Source organism: Actinoplanes sp. NPDC048988 (assembly GCF_043197815.1).
GTDB lineage: Bacteria > Actinomycetota > Actinomycetes > Mycobacteriales > Micromonosporaceae > Actinoplanes.
On record NZ_JBICTW010000002.1, the window covers coordinates 487,524 to 504,668 of the forward strand.

The window sequence follows — 17,145 nt, forward strand, 5'->3', positions numbered from 1 at the left end:
ACCACCCTCAACAACATTGGCCAAGTCCACGACGTGTTAGGCGACTACGAGCAGGCTCTGGCCTACCACCAACAGGCCCTACCCATTCGACGCGAGGTCGGTGACCGTGCCGGCGAAGCCACCACTCTCAACAACATCGGCACCGTGTACGAGGGGTTGGGCGACCGGCGACAAGCTCTGACCTTCTACCGGCAAGCCCTGCCTATCCGGCGCGGGACTGGTGACCGAGTCGGCGAGGCGACCGCTCGATACAACATCGCGACGGTCCACCTGGCACAGGGTGAGCTCGACCAGGCCATCAGCGAACTCGAACAGGTAGTCGACCTTGATCGTCAGGTCAGCCATCCCGACCTCGCCAAAGACACCGCACTTCTCGAAAAGCTACGTCAACGACAAGCGGAAGCTAGGAAAATGTCTTAAGTGCGGCATCCGACCTGCGGCCAGGCGCGAACCCTGACCGCAGGCCCTGGAAACGCCCCGGTTCAGTCCTTCAGGAGCTGGCGGGCCATGACGATGCGCTGGACCTGGTTGGTGCCCTCGTAGATCTGGGTGATTTTGGCGTCGCGCATCATGCGCTCCACCGGGTAGTCGCGGGTGTAGCCGTAGCCGCCCAGGAGCTGGACCGCGTCCGTGGTGATTTCCATGGCGGCGTCGGAGGCGAAGCACTTCGCGGCCGCGCCGAAGTAGGTCAGGTCGGCGTCGCCTCGTTCGCTCTTACCGGCGGCGGCGTACGTCAGCTGGCGGGCCGCCTCGAGCTTCATGCCCATGTCGGCCAGCATGAACTGGACGCCCTGGAAGTCGCTCACCGGCTTGCCGAACTGCTTGCGTTCCTTCACGTAGCCCTTGGCGAAGTCGAGGGCGCCCTGCGCGATGCCCAGCGCCTGGGCCGCGATCGTCACCCGCGTGTGGTCGAGGGTGGCCATGGCCGTGGCGAAGCCGGTGCCCTCGGCGCCGATCATGCGGTCGGCGGGGATGCGGACGTTGTCGAAGTAGACCTCGCGGGTCGGGGAACCCTTGATGCCCAGCTTCTTCTCCGGCGCCCCGAACGAGACCCCCTCGTCCGACTTCTCCACGACGAACGCCGAGATGCCGCGCGACCGCAACGTGGGGTCGGTGACCGCGAAGACCGTGTAGTACTCCGACACGCCCGCGTTGGTGATCCAGCGCTTGACCCCGTTGAGCACCCAGAAGTCGCCGTCGCGGACCGCGCGCGTGGTCATCGACGCCGCGTCCGAGCCGGCCTCCGGCTCGGACAGGCAGTACGAGAACATCGCCTCGCCCGACGCCACCTTGGGCAGGTACTTCTGCTTGAGCTCTTCCGACGCCGCCAGGATGAGGGGCATCGTGCCGAGCTTGTTCACCGCCGGGATCAGCGACGAGGACGCGCAGGCGCGGGCCACCTCCTCGATCACGATCGCGGTGGCCAGGGCGTCCGCGCCGGCGCCGCCGTACTCGACCGGGATGTGCGGGGCGTGGAAGTCGGAGGCGCGCAGCGCGTCGTAGGAAGCCTTGGGGAACTCGCTGGTCTCGTCGGCCTCGGCCGCGTTCGGCGCCACGCGGGCGTCGCAGACCTCGCGCACGGCGGCCCGGATGGTCTCGTGGTCCTCCGAAAGCCGGTAGGCGTCGAACTCGCTCATGGCCCATGCCCTTCTCGTTTGCAGCGATGTTACTGGCAGGTAGCGTACGCCCGCCAGGGTCCGGATCGTTATGCCAGACGTGATCACGCTTCCCCGTCTGGCCTTCCTGGGCACCGGATACCTCGGCGCCACGTACGCCATCTGCTTCGCCGAGCTCGGCTACGAGGTCCTCGGGTTCGACGTCGACGAGGCGAAGATATCCAAGCTGGCGAGCGGCCAGGTGCCGTTCCACGAGCCGGGGCTGGACGATCTGCTGCGCCGCAACCTCGCGTCCGGCCGGTTGCGCTTCGTGACCACGTACCGGGAAATCGCGAATTTTGCCGATGTTCACTTCATCTGTGTCGGCACCCCGCAGCGGGCGGACGGCATGGGCGCCGACCTCAGCTACGTGGAGAGCGCCGTGATCAACCTGGCCCCGCTGCTCACCAAGCGGGCGCTGATCGTGGGCAAGTCGACGGTGCCCGTCGGCACCGCGGACTGGGTCGAGGAACTGGTCGCCAAGCACGCCGACCCCGGGCTCGGGGTCGAGGTCGCCTGGTCACCGGAGTTCCTGCAGGAGGGGTACGCGGTCGAGGACGTCCTGCGACCGAATCGGATCGTCTGCGGGGTGAAGAGCCAGTGGGCGTCGGACCGCCTGCGCGCCGCCCACAAGGGCGTCTTCGACCTGGCGGCCACCGAGGATCGCGACGTTCCGGTGGTGATGACCAATTTCGCCACGGCCGAACTGGTCAAGGTGGCCGCCAACGCCTTCCTCGCCACCAAGATCAGCTTCATCAACGCGATGGCCGAGGTCTGCGACGTCGCCGGGGCCGACGTCACCCAGCTCGCCCGGGCCATCGGCTACGACCCGCGGATCGGCAACCGCTTCCTGCAGGCCGGCCTCGGCTTCGGCGGCGGCTGCCTGCCCAAGGACATCCGCGCCTTCCAGGCCCGCGCGCAGGAGCTGGGCGCGGGCGAGGCGCTGCGCTTCCTGCACGAGGTCGATCTGATCAACACCCGCCGGCGCTCCCGGGTGCTCACCCTCGCGGCGGAGCTGCTCGGGCGGCCGGTCGGCCCGGCCGGGCCGGACCTTTCCGGCACGTCGGTGGCTGTGCTGGGCGCGACGTTCAAGCCGAACTCCGATGACGTCCGCGACGCGCCCAGTCTCGCCGTCGCGGGCGCCCTGGCCGCGGCCGGCGCGCACGTCCGCGTCTACGACCCGCAGGGCATGGCGAACGCCCGCCGGGCCCAGCCGGCCTTGAACTACGCCGAGTCGATGACGGCCGCCGTGACGGACGTCTCCCTCGTCCTCGTCGCGACCGAATGGCCGGAATTTCGCAACGCCGACCCGGTGCTCCTGGGTGAGCTCGTCGCCGACCGCAAGGTCATCGACGGGCGGAATTGCCTGGATCCGCGCCAGTGGTCGCGGGCGGGGTGGTCCTATCGGGGGATGGGGCGGCCGCCCGCCTGAGACCCGGGCACGAGGTCTGCGGCGTTTTCTATAGATCTCCGCCCCCGTGAGCCTGTTCTAATGAGGTGTCGTATGGGCATGCTCTAGGTGGACGGGTGGCCGGCAGGTCGAGGAGGTTCCGTGGCGCAGGCTGAACAGCCCGACAGCTACGACGAAGAGCTGGCCCGCATCGAAGCCTCGATCGCGGATCTGAAGATCCGCGACATGGCCGCGGCGAAGGAGCGCACCCAGATCGCCGCCAAGATCCAGGCGGCGCAGTTCCAGCGCGACATCCTGTCGCACGCCAACCAGCAGAAAAAGGCCAAAAAGGCGGCAAAGCCCCGGCGTGTACGCAGGCCGGACGCCCCGCCTCCCCCGCCACCCCCGCCGGGCGGCGTCACGGACTACGACGCCCCTCCGCCCCCGCCCGGGACCAGCCCGCCACGCGACGCCCCGCCGCCTCCGCCCGGCGGCGCCTCCGCGCGGAACGCCCCGCCGCCTCCGCCGCCCGGACGTACGGTCGTCGATGCGGAGCCGCCGCCGCGCCGTACGGCCCGCCCGGCCGGCCCGCCGCCGGACTGGGCCGCCCCGGGCACCGCGCACAGCGGCCCACCCGGCGTCGCCACCGACGGCGTGACAGCGCTCGTCGACGACCCGCCGCCCACCGAGCGGGTGGCTCCCCCGCCCCGCCGGGTCGCCAGCTTCACCGGCGGCGAGGTCCACCCGCCCGAGGCGTCCTCGCAGTCGGTGCAGAACATCACGCTCGCCCTCGGCGCCCTGCTCATCGGCGTGGCCGCCGTCGTCTTCGCCGGCGTCGCCGTCAACAACCCCCTGGCCCGGGCCACCATCCTGGCCATGGCCACCGCGATCGCCCTGGTCGCCGCCCCCGGCATCGCCAAGCGCGGCCTGAGCTCGACCGCCGAGACCGTCGCCGGTGTCGGCCTCGTGCTGCTGCCCATGACGATGTTCGCGCTGCACGGCAGCGAGCTGGCCGGCGGCGCCGACGTGCCCGTCCCGCTCTATCTGGGCATCACCTTCGCGATCACCGCCGTGGCCAGCTTCCTCTACGCCGGCGTCACCCGCCTGGCCGCTCCGCGCTACGCGACCGTCGTCGCCGTCCAGCCGGTGCCCCTGCTGCTGGCCGAGCCGCTGATCCAGAGCCCGGCCGGCTGGGGCATGGCGCTGACCATCGTCGCCGTACTCGACCTGCTCCTGCTCACCACCGTGATCCGCCGTGGCCGCCTGCTGCCGCGATGGCCTCTCGGGCGCCCGGTCGCGGGCGACCGCGAGACGCTCGCCCAGGCCGACGACGACCTTCACCCGGGCGCGCCCGATCCGGCCGACCCCGACGCGTACGCGGCCGACGCCCCGCCCCGGCCCGAGTCGGCTCCGGAGGAGCCCGACCTCATCATCCACGGGCTGACCGGGCCCAGGCGCCGCTGGCTGCGCACCCGCATCTTCCCCGGTCCCCGCCCGGCGGGCGCCCCCGCCGCCGGTTCGGTTCCGCTCGCCCCGCCGGCCAGCCCGCCCTCGGCCGACTGGCTCCGCGAGCTCACGTTCGCCCTGCTCTGCGTGGCCAGCGCGGGCGCCCTGCTCTACTCGTCGGTCGCCCTGCTCCAGGCCCAGGTCGTGCCGGACGCCATGCGTTCCGGCCTGATCGTGGTGCTGGCCGCGCTGACCACGGTGGCCGCCGCCTGGCTGCTCGACAACCTGACCGCCCGCAACATCGCCGGCGGGGTGCTCGCCCTGGCCCTGGTCGGCTCGGCCGCCCGGATCGCCGACGTGGTGTCGCCGCGCTGGACCATCGTGGTGGCCGCCGCCGTCGTCGCGGTCGTCGGCGCCGTCGCCTCCCTGCTGCCGGCCGAGGTCCGGCGCGGTCCCGAGATCGCCTCGGCCGTCGCGCTCGGCATCGTCGGCGTCATCCTCACCGTCGACTGCCTGCGCGCCGCTCTGGCCCCGCTCCAGGCGGCCCGCCCGGTCTGGCACGCCGACACCGCCGGCTACGCGGCCAAGCTCGCCGACGCGACTCAGGGCCAGGGCTGGCTGCTCGCGTTCAGCGCCCTGATCGTCACCATCGGCGCCGCGCTCGCCCTGCCCCGCAACGTGCGCCACGAGGGCGCGGTCACCGGTATCGCGCTGACCGCCCTGGCCGTGCCCGCCTCGCTGAGCATGCGCTGGTCGGAGGCGCCGTGGCCGCTGGTCCTGGCCGCCGTCGGCATCGGCGCGGCCGGCCTGGCCGCCACCACCCGGCGGATCGCGATCGTGCACGTCGCCGCGGCCGCCGTGGTCGGCTTCTTCGGCGCCGGTTCCGCCCTCAGCGCCCCGTGGCTGACCGCCGCCGTGCTCACCGCGCTGGCCGGGGCCGGCGTGATGATCGCCGTGGCCGCCCGGCAGATCCCGATCCGGTTGTACGCCTGGCTGGTCGGCGACTGGGCCTCCGGCGCGGCCGCCCTGGCCCTGCCCGGCGCCGTGGTCACCGCCGCGCTCGCCGTCGCCGACCGCGGCGACGGCCCGCCGCCCACCCCGGAAGTCACCGTGCCCGCGCTGGCCGTCGGCTTCCTCGCGGTCGCCGCCACGCTCAGCTACGCCGCCGTCTTCCAGGTGGCCCGCCGCGAGATCAGCACCCCGCTCACGGCCGGCACCAGCCTCGGAGCGATCTCGCTGGCCCTGGCCGCCCTGCTCGCCCCCGGCGCGACCGCGCCCGACGTCTGGGTCGGCGCGCTGCTGCTGGTCGCCGCGGGCCTGCTGTTCTTCGCCAAGTCGATCGACAACGGCCGGCGCAGCGACCGGGTGCTGGACGGCCCCGACATCGCCGCCGCGGCCGCCACCGTCGCCATCTGCGGCGCGCTGGCCCGGGTCTTCGCGCTGGCCTTCCCGAGCGCGCCGCTGGCCGTGGCCGGCGTGGTCGTGCTGATCGTCGCCTTCGGCGTGGCGCTGCTCCCGGCCGACTGGAGCCGCGGGCCCAACCGGGGTCTGGCCGTGGCCGGTGTCGTGGTCGGCGCGATCGCCGGCTGGCAGGCCCTGGCCGGCGCCGGCCGCGTCATCACGGTTCTGGGCGAGGTGTGGGACGCCGACCTGAGCAAGTACCCGGCGCCCGGCCCCGGCGCCTGGCAGGCGCCGTTCGCCCTGCTCATGGTCGCCTTCGCGGCCGCCATCGCCGCGCCCCGCCCGTTCTCGTACCTGATCTCCGCCGTCTGCGGGGCGCTGGCCACCATCGGCGCGCCGTTCGCGCTGGGCCTGCCCTGGTGGTCGCCGCTGCTGATCAGCGGCGCGGTCGCCATCGGCTACGTGATGGCCGCCGTGGCCACCACCGACCCGCGGGCCGCCCTGTGCCGCGCCGGCGCCGCCGCCGTCGTGCTGCTCTACGCGGTCGGCGCCGGACTGGCCCGGCCCTGGTCGACCGCGCTCGCGCTGCTGGTGGTCGTGCTGGTCGGCCTGCTGGCCGCCGTGATGGCCCGGACCGCGGTGGCCGAGATCCCCGACCCGGCCGAGGACGACGCCGTGCCCGGCGGCCCCGGCCGCTTCTGGGCGCCGTTCGTGGTGACCGAGAGCGACCTGGCCCGCGACGACACCGGCATGCCCCGGCACCGCGCCCAGATCGGCGGCGCCGCCACCGGCGCCGTGCTGCTGGCGCTGCCCGGCGTGCTGGCCTCGCTCGCCGCCGACCAGGGCCACGACGCGCAGGTCGCGCTGACCGCCGCCATGGCCGCGTCCAGCCTCAGCCTGGCCCTGCTGGCCCTGGCCGGCCGCAAGATCCCGCAGTACCTGCCGTGGGCGACCGTCGGCCTGGTCCTCGGCGCGACCGTCACCGCGTTCGTGTCGATTCCCACCCCGTACTCGACGGCCCTCTACGCGGCCGCCGCCGCCCTGCTCGGCGTGATGGCCGAACTGCTGCGCGGCTCCATCCCGGCTCCCGGCATCACGCTGGCCCGCGACCACTACTGGTCGAACACCCGTTTCCGCGGCCCGCGCCGCCCGCTCGGCCTCAGCGGCCGCTGGCTGGTCGACCCGGCCACCAGCGCGGTGGTGCTGGCCCTCGTACCCACCATCCTGGCCCTTTTCTCGATCGCCCCGGCGCTCAAGGCGGCCCTGATCGACCCGCTGGCCCAGGCCCAGCACATCTGGGACGGCCCCATCCCGGCGCTGTCCACCCCGCCCGCCGGCTACGTCGACGGCACCAGCGTCCTGGCCATCGTGCTGCTCACCGGCGCCGCCGCCCTGGCCGCCATCGGCTTCGGCGGCAAGGCCTCCGAGTCCGTACCGGTGATCCTGCCCGGCCTGGCCATCACCCTGCTGATCACGCCGATCGCCCTGCACATGCGCTTCCCGGCGGCGACCTCGGCCGCCCTGGTGGTCTTCACGATCTCGATGCTGGGCCTGGCCCTGACGCCGCCCCCGATCGCCACCCGCGCGTCGCTGCTGCGCACCACCCGCACGATCGTCTTCGTGATCGGCCTGCTGGCCGGCAACGCGGGCCTGGCCGGCAGCCTGGCCCAGCAGCCCCTGACCCTGTTCACCCTGGGCTCGGCGATCGGCGTCGGCCTGGTCGCCGCCCTCGGCGGCCGCAGCCGCCACGCCCGCGTCCTGGGCTGGCTCTTCACCGCCGTGATGGGCCAGTTCTTCGTCCTCACGGCCGCCATCGCCGCCGGCGTCCAGCGCCCGTGGGCCGCCTTCGGCGTCCTGGCGGTCGGCGCGGCCCTGCTCATCCTCGAGGCGACGGTCCCCCGGATGGGCCTCCCGCAGTACCGTCTCGAGGCCCAGACGGTCGAGTGGAGCGGCTACGCCTCGGCCATCCTGGCCGGCGTCCTGGCCTTCGACTCCCCCGCCCACCTGGCCGCCCTGCTCGCCGCCTGGGGCGCCGTGCTCGGCCTGGCCGCTTCCCGGGCCGGCCGTCCGGCCAACCAGCGCCGCCTGCTCTTCTGGCTGGCCGTGGGCTTCGAGATCGTCGGCTGGTGGCTGTTCATCGCCCTGGCCGACGTCGCACTCCCCGAGGCGTACACCCTGCCCTTCGCCGCCCTGGCTCTGATCGTCGGCGTCATCGAGTCGCGCCATCGCCCCGACCTGAGCAGCTGGGCCGCCTACGGCGTGGCGTTGCTGGCCGCGTTCGTCCCCACCATGGGCATCGTCCTGGCCGGCAACGGCGGCGAACTCCGCGAGGTCCTGCTGCTGCTGGGCGCCGTAGCCACCCTGATCATCGGCTCCCGCAACCGCCAGCAGGCTCCCGTGGTGGTCGGCGCCTTGGCCACCGTCTTCGCCGCCATCCACTTCGCCGTCACGCTGGTAGGCCCCTGGCTGGTCCTGGTGCCACTCGGCATCATCCTCCTCTGGGTCGGCGCCACAAACGAAAACCGCCGCCGCACCCGCGAAGGCCTACGAGGCGCCCTGGTCCGCATGCGGTAACCCCTAAAACCGCAGATATACGGAATTCTCCACCAGCACCGCCGAGGGCATCGGGCCCGTCGTGGTCATTCCCGGCGTGCCGCTGCCGGGCTGTTCCCGTCGCCATAGCTCAAAGCAAGGCGGCTTCGCCGCCACACCGCACTTCGACCACCACCCGCACAACCCGCTCGCACGACGGTCCGGATCAGCCCGTCTGCCGACAGGCCCCAGCACCGACAGGCCCTTCGATCAGCCTGGCTCCGATAGGCCCCGGCTGGATCCCTCCACGCGGAGCCGGTGTGGCAGCTGGCCACGAGCGACGTGACAGCCGGCCAGGAACGGCGTGACGACCGACCGGAAACGGCGTGACAGCCGACCGGAAACGGCGTGACAGCCGACCGAAAACGGCGTGACAGCCGACCGGGAACAGCGCGACAGCCGACCGGAAACAGCGCGACAGCCGACCGGAAACAGCGCGACAGCCCACCGGAAACAGCGCGACAGCCCACCGGGAACAGCGCGACAACCCACCGGGACGGCGTGACAGCCGGGCGGGAGCGGTGTGGCAGTTGTCTCCGGGGCGGTGGGCCGATGGCGGGCGGCGGAGGGGCATGGCACGGTCTGCGGCATGGATTTGACCGTGATCCTCGGCCCGATGAAGGGCGGCAAGTCGCTCGAGATGATCAGCCTGCTGTCGCCGTTGCAGCACGCCGGCATCCCGCACCGCGTCTATCAGTCGGCCCGGCACGGGCGGGACACGGCCGTGACGTCGCGCTCCGGCGGAAGCCTGCAGACCGTGAAGGTGAGTTCGCTGGCCGGCGCGGCCGGCGGCGGCTTCGAGGTGATCGGCGTCGACGAGATCCACATGTTCACGGTCGACGACATCGCGGAGCTGGGCGCCGCCGTACGCCAGGGAATCAAGGTCGTCGTCGCCGGCATCGACCTTGACCACCGCGGGCAGCTGTTCGCCCCGGTCCGGGCGCTGTTCGAACTGGCCCCCGAGAAGGTCATCTACCGGCGTGCCGTATGCGACGTCTGCCGTTCCCTGGGCGCCACGCACACCCAGGTCCTGGAGCACGGCAAGCCGATGATCCGCGAGCTGGCCCCGTCGACCGCGCTCCCCGACGACGGCACCTACACCTACGAGGCCCGCTGCCGCCGCTGCGTGGTCCTGCCCTGACCCAGGACGCGGTGCCGGCCACTGTGGTCGGCCACCCGCCGAGAAGCGGGCCGGGGCAGAGGTTGCCCCGGCAGGCAACAGTCAGGCGCGTTCGAGGACGACCACGGGGATCTCGCGGTCGGTCTTCTTCTGGTACTCGTTGTAGTCGGGCCAGACCTCGGCCATCTTCGCCCACATCTCCGGCTTCTCCTCCGGGGTGGCTACGCGGGCGCGGGCGGGGAAACGGTCGCCCTTGATCTGGACCTCGACGTGCGGGTCGGCCTGGAGGTTGACGAACCAGGCCGGTGGCGCGTCGGTGCCGCCCTTTGAGGCGACCACCAGGTAGTCGCCGCCGTGCTCGCGGAAGATCAGGGCGTGGGTACGCTCGTGCCCGGACTTGCGGCCCCGCGTGAACAGGATCAGGATCTCGGTCCCGTTCCGCCAGTGGAACCCGTCCTCGCCGTTGGTCGCGAGGTAGCGCTCAACGTGCGGATCACCATGCAGGTCGATAGCAGAACTCATGAGCCGACCCTACCCGCGCCGCCGCACGCCCCGGCGAACTTCACGATGGCCTCGGGACCGTGCACGGCGCCGGCGCGTGAAGCGGGGTTTTCAGCGCGAGTGACGGGACAGCCCGGCGGCGGCGCGCGGAGGGTGACCACGACGGACCCGGTGCCCTCGGCGGTGCTCTCCGTCAATTCCGTATCTCTTCTTCAGAGGGCGAGTCGCCGCACCAGCCCGGGCGAGGGGTTGACGAATGAGTCACCGCTGGTGACGACGGTCGGGACCGTTTCGTCGCCGCCGGTGATGTCGCGGACCGAGGCGGCGCCGGCCGGGTCCTGCCAGATGTCGACCCAGTGCAGTTGGGACGCGCGGCGGCCGAGGGAGACGCGGAGCCGGGCGCAATAGGGGCATCCCGGACGCCAATAGACGATCGGGCGTCCGTCGTGGGCGCTGGCCTCGCGGGCCGCGGCGTCGCTGACCGAGGCCGGGAAGCCGCGCGGCGACAGCGCGACGGCGCCGGCCAGCAGCAGGGCGCCCATCAGCACGGCGGTCAGGACGCGGCCGTCGCGGAGCCACACGCCGACGAGGAAGACGGCCGCCACGACGACCACGATCGAGGGAAGCCACCTCCGCACCATGCCGCGACGCTACCTCAGCGCCGGGCGGGCGACCCGGCGGGCTTCAGCCGAGGAGCCGGCTGCGGAGGGCGGCGTCCTTTTCGGCCACCAGCTTCTCCAGGCCGGCCTGGAAGTTGGCCATCTTGGTGCGCAGGGCCGGGTCGGCGGCGCCGAGGATGCGGATGGCGAGCAGGCCGGCGTTGCGGGCGCCGCCGATCGAGACGGTGGCCACGGGGACGCCGGCCGGCATCTGGACGATCGAGAGCAGGGAGTCCATGCCGTCGAGGTGTTTGAGCGGGACCGGCACGCCGATCACCGGCAGCGGGGTCAGGGCCGCGACCATGCCGGGCAGGTGGGCCGCGCCGCCTGCGCCGGCGATGATGGCGCGCAGGCCGCGGTCGGCCGCCGACTCGGCGTAGTCGACCATTTTGCGGACCGTGCGGTGCGCCGAGACGACGCCGACCTCGAACGGCACCTCGAACTCGGCCAGGGCCAGGGCCGCCGCCTCCATCGTGGGCCAGTCGGAGTCGCTGCCCATGATGATGCCGACCTGCGGTGCCATTACTTGCCTTCCTGAAGCCAGCGGGCGGCGCGGGCCGCGCGGGCCCGCACCGAGGTCATGTCGTCGCCCAGGACCGTGACGTGGCCGATCTTGCGGCCGGGCCGGACCTGTTTGCCGTACAGGTGGACGCGGGCCCCCGGGTCCTCGGCGAACAGATGGTGCAGGCGTTCGTCGATGGAGATGCCGCCCGGCTCGCCGCCGAGGACGTTCGCCATCACGACGGCGGGGGCGGTCAGCGACGTCTCGCCCATCGGGTAGTCGAGCACGGCCCGCAGGTGCTGCTCGAACTGCGACGTGCGGGCGCCCTCGATGGTCCAGTGACCGGAGTTGTGCGGGCGCATGGCCAGCTCGTTGACGACGATGCCCTCGTCGGTCTCGAACAGCTCGACCGCGAGCAGGCCGACCACGCCGAGGTCGTTGGCCAGGTCGATGGCGAGCTGCTGGGCCTTGACCGCCAGGTCCTCGGGGAGCCCGGGGGCGGGGGCCAGCACCTCGACGCAGATGCCGTCCTTCTGGACGGTCTCCACCACCGGGTACGCCGCGACCTGCCCGAACGGCGAGCGCGCGACCAGGGCGGCCAGCTCGCGCTTGAGCCGCACCTTCTCCTCGACGATCAGCGGCGTGCCGGTGGCCACGAGTTCGGCGGCGGCGGCTTGCGAGTCGAGCACCCAGACGCCCTTGCCGTCGTAGCCGCCGCGGGTCGCCTTGGCGATGATCGGCCAGCCGACTTCCGCCGCGAAATCGGAGATGTCAGAAGTGTCGGAGACGCGGCGCCAGCGGGGTGTGAACGGGCCGGTGAGCCGGTCCCGCATCAGGCCCTTGTCCTGGGCGAACACGAGCGCCTTCGAGCCGGGGAAGACCTTGACCCCCTCGGCCTCCAGCGCCTCGATGTGCGCCGTCGGCACATGCTCATGATCGAAGGTGAGCGCCTCGCACCCCTTGGCGAACTCGCGCAACGCGGCCAGATCGGTGTGTGTGCCGATCCGGACGTCGGCGGCGACCAGCGCCGCACTGTCGTCGGGCGACTCACTGAGCACGCGCAGTGACTGGCCGAGGGAGATGGCGGCTTGGTGGGTCATCCGGGCCAGCTGGCCCCCGCCCACCATGCCGACTACGGGCAGACCGGTTCGGGTATCCATCGCACGCCAAGCGTAGCGACGCCCCAGCTCACGCCTGCAAGCGGGCAATCAGATCAGCCGGGCTGGTGACGGGCCGCTCACAGACGAAACCCTTGCAGACGTACGCCGTGGGCACGCCGTCCAGGAGCGGGCGGTCGGCCAGCAGCGGCACACCCGGCCGGTCGGGCTCGCCGGCCACCACCACGGCCCCGGCCGGGGCACTGCGGTGCGCCTCCGCGACCAGCGGGTCTCCCACCGGGTCGGTGGTGGCGATGGCGATCTCGTACGGCCCGGAGAGCGCCGCCTCGGCCACCGCCGCCGAGTAGCCGGCGAACCGCGGATGCCCGCCGATCAGCGGCCCGACCGTGCCCAGCGCCGCGTCCGCGGCCTCCCGGTACTCCGGCTCGCCGCTGAGGGCCGCGTACGTCACCAGCGCGGCGACGATGGACGACACCCCCGAGGGCGTCGCGTTGTCGGTCGGGTCGGCCGGCCGGGTGACCAGCTTCTCGGCGTCGTCGGCGGTGTCGTAGAAACCGCCCTGGCCGGTGGCGAAGCGGGCGAGCGCCACGTCGAGCAGTTCCCGGGCCGCGTCGAGCCACTTCCCCTCGGCCGTGAGCTGGTGCACGGCCAGGAACGCCTCGGCCACGCAGCCGTAGTCGTCGAGCACCCCGGCCGGCTCGCCCACCACGCCGTCGCGGGACACCCGGCGCAGCCGGCCGTCGACGATGTGCCGCTCGGCCAGCACGGTCGCGATCTCCACGGCCGCGTCGTGCGAGGCGCGATCGCCGGTCAGCACGGCGTGCTCGGCCAGCGCGGTCACCGCGAGCCCGTTCCAGGAGCCGACGACCTTGTCGTCACGGGCGGGCTGAGGACGGCCCTGCCGGGCCTCATAGAGCTTGCGGCGTACGCCCGTCCAGCGCTCGACAAGCTCAGGCTCGGCCGCGTCGATGTCGCGGGCCAGTACCAGCACGCTGCTGCCGTGCTCGAACGTGCCCTCCTCGGTCACGTTGAACAGGTCGGCCGCCCACGCGCCGTCCTGTTCGCCGAGCACTTCGGTGAGCTGGGCCGGCGTCCACGCGTAGGTCAGCCCCTCGACCCCGTCGGTGTCCGCGTCCAGCGCCGACGCCAGCCCGCCCCGCGGCGTGCCGAGGTCGCGCAGCAGGAAGGTGGCCGTCTCGTCGGCGATCCGCCGCGCGTAGACGTCACCGGTGAGCCGCCACAGCTGGGTGTACGCCCGCAGCAGGAGCGCGTTGTCGTACAGCATCTTCTCGAAGTGCGGCACGGTCCAGGTGGCGTCCACCGCGTACCGCGCGAACCCGCCGCCGAGCTGGTCGTAGATGCCGCCGCGCCCCATCCGCTCGGCCGCGTGCCGGACCACCTCGAGCGCCTCGGCCGACCCGGTCCGCTGGTGGTGGCGCAGCAGGAAGAGCATCCCCATGTGCGGCGGGAACTTCGGCGCCCCGCCGAAGCCGCCGTTGATCTCGTCCTGTTCCTTGAGCAGCCCCAGCGCGCCCGCCTCGAGCAGTTCGGCCGAGATCGGCGCGACCGGCCCGCCGACCAGCTGGGCCCCGCCGATCGCCTTGACCACCGAGGCGCCCTGCTCGATCACCTGGTCGCGCTGCTCCTGCCACGCCTTGGTGACCGAGCTGATCAGGCGACCGAAGTTGCTCTTGGGGTAGTAGGTGCCGCAGAAGAACGGTTCCCCCTCGGGGGTGGCGAAGACGGTCATGGGCCAGCCGCCCTGCCCGGTCATGGCCTGCGTGGCGGTCATGTAGACGGCGTCGACGTCGGGCCGCTCCTCGCGATCCACCTTGATCGACACGAAGCCGTCGTTGAGCAGAGCGGCGATCTGCTCATCCTCGAAGGACTCGTGGGCCATCACGTGGCACCAGTGGCAGGCCGCGTAGCCGACCGAGATCAGGACCGGCACATCGCGGCGCTTGGCCTCGGCGAACGCCTCGTCCCCCCATTGCCACCAGTCAACCGGATTGTCCTTGTGCTGGAGCAGATAGGGCGAGGTCGCGTCGGCGAGGCGGTTGGCCATGCCACCAGCCTCTCACGCCCCGCTCGGCCTCGCCGCCGGAGCGCGGTCAGGAGGCGTCGTCGGCGCGCAACGGGCGGATGTTGGCCGGTGCGGCCTCGCTCAACTGGGTGAGGGACTGGACGATGCGGTCGGCCGGCATGGGCCGGCAGAAGTGGTAGCCCTGGGCCGTGGGGCAGCCCAGCTCGATCAGGGCGGCCCGCTGCTCGGTCGTCTCGACGCCCTCGGCCACCACCCGGACACCCAGGCGGGCGCCGAGCTCGACGGCGCCCCGGACCACGGCGCCGGCGGCGGGCGACTCGATCATGTCGTCGACGAAGGAGCGGTCGATCTTGATTTCGTCGACCGGAGCCCGGGTGACTATCGCCAGCGACGAGTAGCCGGTGCCGAAGTCGTCCAGGGAGAGCTGGACACCGGCGCCGCGCAGCTCGGCCAGGACGTCGTCGACGATGCGCTCCTCGCTGACCGCGACCGACTCGGTGATCTCGAGGACCAGGCGGGAGGCGGGGGCGTGGTGGCGCCGGAGGGCGTCGCGGACCTGGGCCGGAAAGCTCGGGTCGAGCAGGCTGCGGGCGGGCACGTTCACCGAGACCGGCACGTCGACGCCGGCCGCGTGCCACCGGCCGGCCGCGTCCAGGGCCAGGTCGAGGACCCGGCGGGTGAACGCCGTGTGCAGCTCGGTGTGCTCGACCTTGGCGATGAACTCGTCGGGCGACAGCCGGCCGCGGCGGGGGTGCTGCCAGCGGACAAGCGCTTCGACGCCGGTGGGAGCGGCGGTGATCAGGTCGACGGCGGGCTGCAGGTGCAGCACGATCTGGTCGTCGGCGGCCAGCGCCTCCTTCAGCTCGGCCAGCAGGGCCAGGCCGTCGGTGGTGACCGCGTCCTGGCCGGCGTCGAAGGCGGCGACCGTCACCTCCTGGCGTTTCGCCTCCTGCAGGGCCAGCGAGGCGCGGCGCACCAGCTCGGCCACGTCGGCCCGGCCGGCCGGGGCGACCGTGACGCCGGCCGCCACCTCGACCGCGAGCCGGACGCTGGACACCTCCATCGGGCGGCCCAGCTCCTCGACCAGCTCGCGGGCGCGGCGCAGGGCCAGCGGCATCGAGTCGGACAGCGGCACGTCGGCCGGGGCGGACGAGTCGATCAGCGGGACCACCCGGGGCACCAGCAGCGCGAACTCGTCGTCGCCGGTGCGGGCGAGCATCTCGCCGTCGCGGGTCAGCTCGGTCAGCCGGTCGGCCACCAGGCGCAGCAGCTCGTCGCCGTGCCGATGGCCGAGGGTGCCGTTGACCTCGCGGAAGTCGTTGATGTCGAGCAGCAGCAGGGCCACGTGCCGCCGGCGGTCGAACGAGCGCAGCAGCTGGTCGCCCTCGGCCAGCAGGGTGGGACGGTCGAGCAGGCCGGTCAGCCGGTCGTGACGCGTCTCGTACGCCACCTGCCCGCTCAGCTCGGCCACCCGCTCACGGGCGGCGGCGTCGTGCAGGGCGCCGGCCAGCGCGTCGCCGAACGCCGAGATGGCCGACTCGTCGCGCGGGACGGGCAGGGTGGGCTCGGAGAGCCAGACGGTCAGCTCGCCGACCAGGTCGCCGTCGACCGCCATGGACCGGGTGATCGCCGGGCCGGGCAGTCCGGCCACCGCGTTGTCCTGGCCCGGGCCGTCCTGGGCGTAGCGGCGCTCGCCGTCGCGGCCGCGCACCTCGATCTCGACCCGCCGGGCACCGAAGACGTCGAGCGCGGCGCGCAGGCCGGCCTCGACCACCTCGATCTCGGTGCCGCCGGGCAGGGTGGCCGTGGCCGCGGCGAACGCCTCCCACAGCCGGCGCTCCTCCTCGGCCCGCAGGTGGAACCGGTAGGTCCGCTGGAGCAGCCACAGGGCCGGCGGGAAGGCGAGCAGCCAGAGCGGGTTCTCGACCAGCGCGACCACGGCGGCCAGGCCGACGATCACGTTGCCGACGACCATCGGGACCTTCGCGTACGAGGCGCGGACCAGGATCTGGGCGGCCGGGGCGTCGCGGTGCAGGGCGAGCGTCAGGGTGGCCAGCCCGAAGGTCAGGACCAGGTAGGTGAGCGCGCCCGCGACCAGGGCGGTCACCATGCGGGCGCCGAGCACCGGCGCGCCGCCGGCGATCGCGCCGGCCACGACGGCGGCGCCGGCCGCGCCGAGGCTGAGCGAGGCGGCCAGATGAACCACCTCGGCCACGTTGCGCAGCGATTCCCACCAGGCGAGCAGCGCCCACGCGGCGACCGCGCCGGCGAGGGTCACGGCGGGCAGCCACCCGGGCGGGGCCACGACGAAGCCGATGATGAAGGCGGCCTCGCCCCACGAGACGGAGACGACGCCGCGGCCGAGCCGGAATCGCAGCCGGGCGAGCTGGCCCGCGGCGACCACGGCGGCGGCCAGCGCCGCGCCGGCCAGCGGGGTGAGGGGGCGGTCGGCCGGCCGGTCGACCGGCAGCAGCGCGCCGAGGACGGCCAGGATGAGCGCCGCGGCGGCGACCGTGGCGGTCAGAACGCGCACGCTGAGGGGACGCCCGGCAAGCCCGGCGACGTCGATCCAGGAACGCCGGGCGACCGGCGGCGCGGTCACGGCGAAACCCACTTCACCAGGAGCACTGGCGGATGCACGTGCATCTGCAGTGGAGAAATCTGCGGGCGGGGAATGGTCATTTTCAGCGCCCCCTTCCGCGCAGGGATCAGGGGCG

At 73.1% G+C, this 17,145-nt stretch carries 11 protein-coding genes; 4 read left to right on the forward strand and 7 right to left on the reverse strand.

Translation table 11 applies throughout. The annotated features are described in order from the left end of the window. Positions 1 to 420, forward strand: a 420-nt coding sequence (locus ACGFJ7_RS09330; RefSeq protein WP_392641742.1) for a tetratricopeptide repeat protein, incomplete at its 5' end; no start/stop codon positions are given. A gap of 62 nt (positions 421 to 482) precedes the next feature. Here the strand turns inward: ACGFJ7_RS09330 and ACGFJ7_RS09335 are convergent. After that, positions 483 to 1,637, reverse strand: a complete 1,155-nt coding sequence (locus ACGFJ7_RS09335; RefSeq protein ID WP_360244975.1) for an acyl-CoA dehydrogenase family protein — start codon at positions 1,635 to 1,637, stop codon at positions 483 to 485. 79 nt (positions 1,638 to 1,716) lie between these two features. On the opposite strand from ACGFJ7_RS09335, the gene ACGFJ7_RS09340 reads away from it, so the two are divergent. From ACGFJ7_RS09340 to ACGFJ7_RS09350, 3 genes are all read left to right on the forward strand, one after another. Beyond that, positions 1,717 to 3,087, forward strand: coding sequence for a UDP-glucose dehydrogenase family protein (locus ACGFJ7_RS09340; RefSeq protein WP_392641744.1), 1,371 nt, complete (start codon positions 1,717 to 1,719; stop codon positions 3,085 to 3,087). A gap of 120 nt (positions 3,088 to 3,207) precedes the next feature. Next, complete coding sequence (locus tag ACGFJ7_RS09345) at positions 3,208 to 8,466, forward strand: SCO7613 C-terminal domain-containing membrane protein (RefSeq protein WP_360244981.1); 5,259 nt, start codon at positions 3,208 to 3,210, stop codon at positions 8,464 to 8,466. A 607-nt stretch (positions 8,467 to 9,073) separates the two neighbouring features. Then, positions 9,074 to 9,625 (forward strand): thymidine kinase, encoded by a 552-nt coding sequence (locus tag ACGFJ7_RS09350; protein ID WP_360244984.1) that lies wholly within the window; start codon positions 9,074 to 9,076, stop codon positions 9,623 to 9,625. Between the two features lie 81 nt (positions 9,626 to 9,706). On the opposite strand, the gene ACGFJ7_RS09355 is transcribed toward ACGFJ7_RS09350, so the two are convergent. The 6 genes from ACGFJ7_RS09355 to ACGFJ7_RS09380 form a co-directional block, all read right to left on the reverse strand. Continuing rightward, complete coding sequence (locus ACGFJ7_RS09355) at positions 9,707 to 10,126, reverse strand: nitroreductase family deazaflavin-dependent oxidoreductase (protein WP_392641747.1); 420 nt, start codon at positions 10,124 to 10,126, stop codon at positions 9,707 to 9,709. A gap of 191 nt (positions 10,127 to 10,317) precedes the next feature. After that, the gene (locus ACGFJ7_RS09360; protein WP_360244990.1) at positions 10,318 to 10,746 is read right to left on the reverse strand and encodes a glutaredoxin domain-containing protein; all 429 of its coding nucleotides are present in this window, start codon (positions 10,744 to 10,746) and stop codon (positions 10,318 to 10,320) included. A 43-nt stretch (positions 10,747 to 10,789) separates the two neighbouring features. Beyond that, positions 10,790 to 11,287, reverse strand: coding sequence for a 5-(carboxyamino)imidazole ribonucleotide mutase (gene purE, locus ACGFJ7_RS09365; RefSeq protein WP_360244993.1), 498 nt, complete (start codon positions 11,285 to 11,287; stop codon positions 10,790 to 10,792). Next, positions 11,287 to 12,426, reverse strand: a complete 1,140-nt coding sequence (locus ACGFJ7_RS09370; protein WP_392641749.1) for a 5-(carboxyamino)imidazole ribonucleotide synthase — start codon at positions 12,424 to 12,426, stop codon at positions 11,287 to 11,289. Before ACGFJ7_RS09370 ends, purE begins: the two co-directional genes overlap by 1 nt. Before the next feature lie 28 nt (positions 12,427 to 12,454). Next, positions 12,455 to 14,449 (reverse strand): thioredoxin domain-containing protein, encoded by a 1,995-nt coding sequence (locus ACGFJ7_RS09375; RefSeq protein ID WP_392641751.1) that lies wholly within the window; start codon positions 14,447 to 14,449, stop codon positions 12,455 to 12,457. Positions 14,450 to 14,495: 46 nt separating this feature from the next. Next, positions 14,496 to 17,030 (reverse strand): putative bifunctional diguanylate cyclase/phosphodiesterase, encoded by a 2,535-nt coding sequence (locus ACGFJ7_RS09380; protein ID WP_392641753.1) that lies wholly within the window; start codon positions 17,028 to 17,030, stop codon positions 14,496 to 14,498. Positions 17,031 to 17,145: the final 115 nt, after the last annotated feature.